Source organism: Fonticella tunisiensis (genome assembly GCF_004364155.1).
GTDB lineage: Bacteria > Bacillota > Clostridia > Clostridiales > Caloramatoraceae > Fonticella > Fonticella tunisiensis.
This window is the reverse complement of the sequence record NZ_SOAZ01000024.1, coordinates 43,747-50,195: the sequence shown is the minus strand read 5'-3', so window position 1 is coordinate 50,195 and position 6,449 is coordinate 43,747. Positions and strand designations below refer to the sequence as shown.

The following is a 6,449-nucleotide window of genomic DNA, read 5'->3' as shown; positions in this document are numbered from 1 at the left end:
CGGCCTTTTTCCCTTCCAAAATTTCAATAAAATAGAAAAAATCTAATTTCCTATAAAGAAAAAAGCTTTACTGGAAATTAGATGCGAAATCTCTGGTAAAATATTAATACTTTTGAAACTTTAATTACACTCTCTTGAAAAACATCATTTACAGTGTTACATTTAAATATATGTGTTTTTTACTGCTTTAAGATAGCTATGTCCAATATTAGGAGGTAAATAATTAATGAGCGAGCGACGAAGGAAAAGGAATAAAAAGAATAAGAGAAACAAAGTTCTTATAGTTTTGACGATTATATTGGCAATGATCGTGGGCTCAGCTGCTTACGGGTACTACACTTTCTTTGGAAGGCTTCAAAGAAAGGAGTTGCCTAAGACTAATGAGGAACTTGGAATACAGCCTGAGGCTGCAGAAAATAAAGATAGCAATATAATTAATATAGTATTTTTCGGACTTGATAGAAGAAATCAAACAAGTGAAAGTTCGAGATCCGATAGCATTATAGTTGTTTCCATTGATAAGACAAACCAGAAGGTTAAAATGACATCCCTTATGCGAGATATGTATGTTCCCATACCGGGTAAAGGAAACAACAGGATAAATGCAGCCTATGCATTCGGGGGCCCGGCACTTGCAGTTAAAACGATAAACTCAAATTTTGGACTAGATATAAGGGATTATGTGACTATTGATTTTTTTGGACTTGAAAAACTTATTGATAAGGTTGGTGGTGTAAAAATTAATATATCTGAAGCTGAAGCAACATATGTAAATGGATATTTGGCAGAATTAAATAGACTTAATGGAAATGTAGTTAAAGGTGTAAAGCCAGGAATTCAGGTGCTAAATGGTAGACAAGCTGTTGCATACTCAAGAATTAGATATGTAGGCCGCGGTGATTATGAAAGAACTGAAAGGCAGAGAGAGGTTTTAAATCAGCTTTTCCAGAAAATAAAGGCTCAGGGAACAGCTAAGATACCAGGGCTGGTTTCGGAACTTATTCCATATATAGAAACAAGCCTTTCTAATAAGGAGATAATCGATCTTGCAATGGAGGCAGCAAAGTTTAATACAAGCAGCATTGAGCAGTTTAGGCTGCCAGTTGATGGCTATTTTAAGAGTCAGAACATAAATGGAATGGCTGTTTTAGTTCCGGATATTGAAGCTAATAAGGATAAACTGCATGAGTTTATATATGGAGAGAAATAAGGGCTTTTAAGCCCTGTTTTTTTGTCTAAAAAATCATATAGCCCATTATATCGCTTTCAGATTGAGTGATCAATTTTGGTTTACTTCAAGTAAGCTTTAATTGCAAATAAAATGTTGTTAAAATATACATTTAAATATTTCATTTTATTTCGTTGATGGATAGATTTTTATATTATATAATTGTTGTAAACAAAATAAAGAGGAGGTGAAATATTGAAGAAATTTGCTATTTCTTTTTTCACTGCTTTATCCTTTCTTCTTTCTATGCTTTTCTATGCTTCACCTGCTCTTGGATATACAAATTCAAATTATTATAGGGATTTGAGAGTTGGGCTTAAGAACATGCTTTCGCCCTCGGTTAATGTTACCCTTAGCGGTGAATATAAGGCAGGGGAGAAAACGTATGCTTCAGGGACAAGCTTTACTCTTACAGTAAGCAATGGAAAGGTGCTTTTTAATGGCGAAGAATATGATTCAATAACCTTTGTTCCTTCATCGGATAAAAATACAATAAAGCTTAGGGTAAATAACGGCACAATCAAGGAATATTCATATCTGGGGAGTATGACATTTAAGGTTTCTGATAATCAGGTTTTTGAGATCAACACGATAAATATTGAAGACTATTTAAAGGGTGTTGTTCCCTATGAAATGTCAAATTCCTATCCCCTGGAAGCCCTAAAGGCCCAGGCAGTTGCTGCAAGAAACTATGCATTAGCCAATATGGGGAAATACAACAGCTACGGCTATGATATCGATGATACCATAAGCAATCAGGTATATAGAGGGTACAATAGTTACTACGCCAATGCCATAAGGGCCGTTGAAGAAACAAGGGGAATGGTTCTTTTATATGGAGACAAACTGGTAAATGCCTACTATTCTGCAAGCAATGGGGGATATACCGAGGCATCAGAAAATGTATGGCTTTCGAGCCTTCCATATTTTAATGCAAAGCCTGATGCATATGATAAAGATCCAAGCTATGATTGGACTGCGTCATTTACAAGTTCAGAAATAGATGAAATTCTTAAAAACAAGGGATATTTATCAGAAACTGATAGCTTTATAAAGATAGATACTGATACAATAAGAAAATATGAGAGCGGAAGAATATCAAATATTGAAATTGTATATTCAACAAGTACAGGAAGCATAAATAGAAAAGCATTTGGAAAGGAATCGGCAAGAACGTTTTTAGGCCTGAAAAGCTCATTATATGATGTATCCTTGAATGATGGTGTGTACACCTTTACAGGTAAAGGCTACGGACATGGAGTTGGACTCAGCCAGATAGGCGCAAGGGATAGGGCAAAAGCTGGACAAACCTATGAGGATATTTTAAAGTTCTATTATGATGGTTCGTATTTGTATAACCTTAGAACCAGAATAACCAGCTTTAATTTAGATAAAACTAAGATAATTCAGGGAGATGGGGTAACCTTTACTTCTCAGGCATCAAATGGCAACATTCCATTATACAGGTACATTGTTAAAAAGGGTGACAGTGTAGTTTATACCAGGGACTACAGTGAGGTTTCAAAGGATACATTCACTCCAGGAGAGCCTGGAGACTACAGCGTTGAGCTTTATGTGAAGGACAAGCTATCAACGCAGGATTACGAGGCAACTGACAGGATATCCTTTTCAGTTTACGCTCAACCTAAAATAAAAACTGTAACAGTTTCTCCTGAGAAGCCCGTTGAAAAGAAACCCGTATCGGTTAGCGTTGAATACGAGGGTGGGAGCACGGATGGTGTTGAGTACAAATATGAGATTTTAAAGTCTGGAAAATTTATATCTACTGGTTTAGCTTTAAACTCTACATATAGTTTTACACCTGATAGTTCAGGTCAATATGTAGTAAAAGCATATATTAAGGATAAGCTAAGCACTAAACAGTATGATGATGTTAAGGAAATTACAGTAACCGTTGAGAAGACACCTGCGGCGCCGCCAACACCACAGCCATCAACACCGGGCAGCACTTCCTTCAGCCTGTCAAGGACGTTGAAGAAGGGCAGCAGAGGAGAAGATGTAAAATGGCTGCAGGATGCACTTAAGAGGCTTGGATATTATAAATCCACGATAGACGGAAGCTTTGGACCTGGAACCTATTCAGCAGTTGTAGCCTTCCAGAGGGCAAACGGGCTGAAAGCAGACGGTGTAGTAGGTCCGGCAACTGCATCAAAGATAAACGAAAAACTCCAGGGAGGTACAACAATCCAGCCTATAGCGCCGCCAACATCACAGCCATCAACACCGGGCAGCACTTCCTTCAGCCTGTCAAGGACGTTGAAGAAGGGCAGCAGGGGAGAAGATGTAAAAAGGCTGCAGGATGCACTTAAGAGGCTTGGATATTATAAATCCACAATAGACGGAAGTTTTGGACCTGGAACCTATTCGGCGGTTGTAGCCTTCCAGAGGGCAAATAATCTGGCAACAGATGGCATAGTAGGTCCGGCAACCGCAGCAAAGATAAATGAAAAATTAAGATAGGGCAGCTAAGGCTGCTCCTTTTTTATGAATATCTATTCCATAATATTCCCACTATATATTTAATTAGGGTTACATAATTTGACATGTTTTGTTGATTCTAGCCGGAGGCACCGGTATAAGAATGGGTGTGGTTGACAAGCCAAAGCAATTAGTTGTTGTGTATGGAAAGCCGCTTATCATACAAGCTCTTGAAAGTTTTGACAGACATTAGTGTATCCAAAATCACCTGTGGTTTGGTTGATTACAAAATTTTAAAGATGTTGAAAAATATCAAATTTACATCAAAATATTATTTCCTACTGGAAATTAGATGCGAAATCTCTGAAACCTTATTTTATGTGTTGCTTTTTTGTAAAAATAATATTAAAATTAAGTTATGTTCAAAAAATGAACGGAATATAATTATAATATAGAGCAAAGGGGGATGGTAAAATGATTAAAAACCTGCCGCAGGAAGTGTTTAACGCTATTGAGAAAATTGACATACTTAAAAATAGAGTTGATGAGATTACATTTATTGAACAACTATTGGGAGGACTAACAAACAGAAACTATAAAATAACCCTTGGCGAAGAAAATTATGTTTTGAGGATTCCAGGGGAAGGTACAAGTCTCTACATAGACAGAAGTGTTGAGATGCATAATGCTAATATAACATCAAGAAATGGTATAAATACAGAGATTATATATTTTGATGAGAAAACAGGAATTGCTTTGACAAAATATATTGAAAATGCTGTGACTATGCATCCTGAAAGCTTTGTAAAGGATGAACTCGTAGTTGAGGCCACTAAGGTACTTAAGAAATTGCACTCTATCGGTGAGGAGTTTAAATTCACCTTTGATGCCTTTGACGGTATTGATCTTTATGATGATATATTAAAAAGAAATAATGCAAGGCTTCCTGATGATTACGCTGAGACCTATAAAGACCTGGAGATTATCAGGAAGGTAATAAAAGACAAACCGGTAAAGCTTGTACCAAGCCACAATGACCCTTTATGTGAAAATTTCATTTCAGACAGCAAAAAGTTGTATCTTATAGACTGGGAGTATTCAGGAATGAATGACCCAATGTGGGATCTTGGGGCCTTTTCAATAGAAGCAGGACTTACAGAACACCAGGAATACATGATGATGAGGGAATACTTTGATGGGTATGTTACTGCTGCCAATTTTGGAAGAATGGTAATAAACAAGGTTTTAATAGATGCCTACTGGACCGTATGGGCCATAGTACAAATTGTATATGGAAAACATGAGAATGATTATTGGCCATATGCTATGGGAAGATATGAAAGATTCAAAAAACTTATTAAAAGCGAAAACTTCCAAAAATACCTGGAAGCTGTTAAAAATGATTCACAGAAAAGGGTTTACTTTGATGCTGAAGCCGAAGCGGCTGCATTTTAAAATGATTTAAATAAAAAATAATGTGAGGTAAAGTAATATGGCTCAGTTTGGTAATTATGTACTATATGTTATTATGGCGTGTGCAGTTTTGGGAGCATTTGCTTCAATTATAAATGATGAATCCGAACTTGGCAGAGAATTTCTTGAGGGCCTTTTTTCAATAGGTCCAATCTTCGTTCCCGTTGCGGGTATAATGGCGGCAACACCTTATTTAGCAAGCTTTGTTAAGGCAATATTCGGTCCTGCCTTTAGTGCTGTGGGGGCAGACCCCGCCATAGCAGCTACAACCTTTATCGCCGTTGACATGGGCGGATATCAGCTTGCCGAGGCCCTTGCGGATACGAAGGAGAGCTGGATTATGGCAATGGTAACAGGCTATATGGCTGGGGCTACAATAGTATTTAGCATTCCTGTAGGGCTTGCAATGATTGATAAAAAGGATCATAAATATATGGCACTTGGGGTTATGTCGGGAATACTTACAGTGCCAATAGGAGTATTTGTGACTAGTGCTATTTTATCCCTGTCTAAGGCAAGCGTACGTGGAGTGATAAGTACAGATGCTGAGGCTACCTATCAGCTTGCACTGGGATTTGGGCAAATTTTATCAAATCTTCTGCCTCTTATTGTGATTTGTATACTTATTGCATTGGGACTATGGCTTATACCCGACAAAATGGTTAAGGGCTTTATATGGTTTGGAAAGATTATGGACGCTGCAATAAAAATAATACTTGTATTTTCAATAGTTGAGTACTTTACAGGAGTCTTTACAAAGATATTTGGAGCCTGGGGATTCAATCCGATAATTGCAGATGCTCAGGATCAGTTTAGAGCACTTGAGATTGCCGGTTATATAGGTATTATGCTTGCAGGTGCATTCCCAATGGTGTATCTCATTAAGAAGTATCTTTCAAAGCCCCTCGAAGCTATTGGCAAAAGGTTAGGATTTAGTTCAATTGGAAGTGCAGGGATTTTAGCCGGAGCAGCAAACATATTAGCCCTTTTTAGAATAATAAAGGACATGCCTGCAGCTGATAAGGTTAAGACTATTGCCTTCTCGGTATGTTCAGCCTTCCTGATAGGAGATCACCTTGCCTTTACAGCAAACTTTCAGCCGACAATGATTTTACCTGTTATGATAGGTAAGCTGACTGCCGGAATTATAGCTGTTGGTATCGCTTTAAAGCTATCCGTTCCAAAGGCTGTAGCTCTTGAAAAGCAGGATAAGCTTGAGGAATGTGCAAATACAAGCTTGTAAGGTTTAAAAATAATTTTTAGTCAAAAAACAATATATTGAAAGAATATATTGAACTATGGTTTTGAA

At 37.4% G+C, this 6,449-nt stretch carries 5 protein-coding genes; all 5 read left to right on the top strand.

The genetic code is table 11. The features are described 5' to 3' along the window. Nucleotides 1-226: 226 nt before the first annotated feature. Nucleotides 227-1,210 (top strand): LCP family protein, encoded by a 984-nt coding sequence (locus tag EDD71_RS12010; protein ID WP_133628986.1) that lies wholly within the window; start codon nucleotides 227-229, stop codon nucleotides 1,208-1,210. A 213-nt stretch (nucleotides 1,211-1,423) separates the two neighbouring features. Further along, nucleotides 1,424-3,709 carry a SpoIID/LytB domain-containing protein gene (locus EDD71_RS12005; protein WP_133628985.1) on the top strand — a complete coding sequence of 762 codons (2,286 nt, stop codon included), beginning with the start codon at nucleotides 1,424-1,426 and terminating at the stop codon, nucleotides 3,707-3,709. Between the two features lie 88 nt (nucleotides 3,710-3,797). Next, the gene (locus EDD71_RS12000; protein WP_133628984.1) at nucleotides 3,798-3,920 is read left to right on the top strand and encodes an NTP transferase domain-containing protein; all 123 of its coding nucleotides are present in this window, start codon (nucleotides 3,798-3,800) and stop codon (nucleotides 3,918-3,920) included. 221 nt (nucleotides 3,921-4,141) lie between these two features. Continuing rightward, a complete protein-coding gene (locus EDD71_RS11995; RefSeq protein ID WP_133628983.1) occupies nucleotides 4,142-5,122 on the top strand; it encodes a choline kinase family protein in 981 nt (326 codons plus the stop codon). Between the two features lie 37 nt (nucleotides 5,123-5,159). Continuing rightward, nucleotides 5,160-6,383, top strand: a complete 1,224-nt coding sequence (gene eutH / locus EDD71_RS11990) for an ethanolamine utilization protein EutH (protein WP_133628982.1) — start codon at nucleotides 5,160-5,162, stop codon at nucleotides 6,381-6,383. The last annotated feature ends 66 nt before the right edge of the window (nucleotides 6,384-6,449 follow it).

Bases quoted from the DNA above. Each gene is read 5' to 3' on its own strand.
- EDD71_RS12010 (WP_133628986.1), top strand. From the start codon at position 227: ATGAGCGAGCGACGAAGGAAAAGGAATAAAAAGAATAAGAGAAACAAA.
- EDD71_RS11995 (WP_133628983.1), top strand. From the start codon at position 4,142: ATGATTAAAAACCTGCCGCAGGAAGTGTTTAACGCTATTGAGAAAATT.
- eutH (WP_133628982.1), top strand. From the start codon at position 5,160: ATGGCTCAGTTTGGTAATTATGTACTATATGTTATTATGGCGTGTGCA.